The following is a 2,032-nucleotide window of genomic DNA, read 5'->3' on the forward strand; positions in this document are numbered from 1 at the left end:
CGGCGAATGGCCAGATAGCCGATGACGAGGCCAAGCGCTGCGGCGGCAAGAATGCCGAGGATCAGGCCCACTTCCGGCGTCACGCCCCATTCCTTCACCGTATGCGCGGTGATATAGGCCGCACCGCCGAAGAAGGCTGCATGGCCAAACGAGAGAATGCCGGTATAGCCGAGCAGCAGGTTGAACGCCGAGGCAAACAGCGCAAAGCACAGCATCTTCATCAGAAAGATCGGATAGACCACGAAGGGTGCTGCGGCCAGTGCGACGATGGCGATGATGAGGATGGTGGCCGACAGGCTGTTGATCGCCGGTGCCTTGGCGGCATTGACGTCATGCGTCGCAGCCGTTGCTTTAAGAGCGGTATCAGCCATATCAGGCCTCCTTCCCGAACAGTCCGGCGGGTCGCACCAGAAGGACGATAGCCATGATGACGAAGATGACGATGCTGGAGGCTTCCGGGTAGAAGACCTTGGTGAGCCCTTCGGCCAGTCCCAGCACATAGCCGGTGATGATGGCGCCGAGGATCGATCCCATGCCGCCGACAACCACCACGGCAAAGACCACGATGATGATGTTCGAACCCATCAGCGGGCTGACCTGATAGATCGGGGCGGCCATGATGCCGGCAACGCCCGCAAGGCCAGCACCCAGCGCATAGGTGAAGGTGAGAAGCAGCGGCACATTGATGCCGAAGGCCTTGACCAGTGTCGGGTTTTCGGTGGCGGCGCGCAGATAAGCGCCAAGCTTGGTCTTTTCGATCAGAAGCCAGGTGCCAAGGCAGATGATCAGCGAAGCCACCACCACCCAGGCGCGATAATTCGGCAGGAACATGAAGCCGAGATTGTTGCCGCCTGCAAGCGACGGTGGCACCGCATAGGGCTGTCCGGCAGCACCATAATAATAGCGGAACGTGCCTTCGATCACGAGCGCCAGACCGAAGGTGAACAACAGTCCATAGAGCGGATCGAGATTATAAAGCCGTGACAGCGCCACGCGCTCGACAATCGCGCCGCCAAGACCGACGATGATCGGAGCCAGAATAAGCGCTGGCCAATAGCCGATGCCAAGCCAGCTCAACAGCAGATAGCCGACAAAAGCGCCCAGCATATATTGTGCGCCATGGGCAAAGTTGATGATGCGCAACAGCCCGAAGATGATGGCAAGGCCAAGGCTCAGCATGGCATAGAACGAGCCGTTGATGAGACCGACCAGCAATTGGCCGAGAAGCGCTTGCAGGGGGATTCCAAAAATCATTGTCATGTCAGACTCCCAGCGCTTCGTTCAGGGCCGCCATGCGGTCAGGCAGTTCGGCGGTTGGGAAGTTCTCCGTCACCACGCCATGGTCCATCAGATAGAAGCGGTCTGCGACCTTGGCGGCAAAGCGGAAGTTCTGCTCGACCAGAAGGATGGTCATGCCGCGCTTCTTCAGCTCCACCAGCACATCGCCGATGCGCTGCACGATAACGGGCGCCAGACCTTCGGTCGGCTCGTCCAGCAGCAGCACCTTGACGCCGGTGCGCAGGATGCGCGCAATGGCCAGCATCTGCTGCTCGCCGCCCGACAGCTTGGTGCCGGGGCTATTGCGCCGTTCATGCAGGTTCGGGAACAGCGCGTAAATCTCGTCAAGCGACATGAGGCTGTCGCCATCTTTGGCGACGACCGGCGGCAGCAGCAGGTTTTCGTGCACGCTGAGCGTGGCGAAGATGCCGCGCTCTTCCGGCACGAAGCCAAGACCCGCATGGGCGATGCGATGCAAAGGCACGCGCATGATGTCTTTGCCCTCCAGCGTGATCGTGCCGGTGCGCTTGCGGATGATACCCATGATGGCGCGCAAGGTTGTCGTCTTGCCGACGCCGTTGCGGCCCAGAAGCGTGATGGTTTCGCCCGGCCAGATGTCGAGATCGACGCCATGCAGGGCATGGCTTTCGCCATACCAGGCATTCAGTCCGCGCACGGACAGGAGCGGTTGGCCTTTATTCATGTTCGGTTCCCATATAGGCGGTGCGCACGCGCTCGTCCTTCGAGACGTCGG

The 2,032-nt window shown here is 60.4% G+C and carries 2 protein-coding genes and 1 pseudogene; all 3 read right to left on the reverse strand.

Annotated features, from left to right (window positions below; translation table 11 throughout):
- Nucleotides 1-371: pseudogene (locus HWD97_RS24060) on the reverse strand (branched-chain amino acid ABC transporter permease); the annotation flags it as partial.
- A gap of 1 nt (nucleotide 372) precedes the next feature.
- Nucleotides 373-1,260: a branched-chain amino acid ABC transporter permease gene (locus HWD97_RS24065; protein WP_094513372.1), complete on the reverse strand. Its 888-nt coding sequence runs from the start codon at nucleotides 1,258-1,260 to the stop codon at nucleotides 373-375.
- A 1-nt stretch (nucleotide 1,261) separates the two neighbouring features.
- On the reverse strand, nucleotides 1,262-1,981 hold the full coding sequence (locus tag HWD97_RS24070; RefSeq protein ID WP_094513371.1) for an ABC transporter ATP-binding protein: 720 nt from the start codon (nucleotides 1,979-1,981) through the stop codon (nucleotides 1,262-1,264).
- Nucleotides 1,982-2,032: the final 51 nt, after the last annotated feature.

Source organism: Ochrobactrum sp. C6C9, assembly GCF_022627935.1.
Taxonomy (GTDB): domain Bacteria; phylum Pseudomonadota; class Alphaproteobacteria; order Rhizobiales; family Rhizobiaceae; genus Brucella; species Brucella teleogrylli.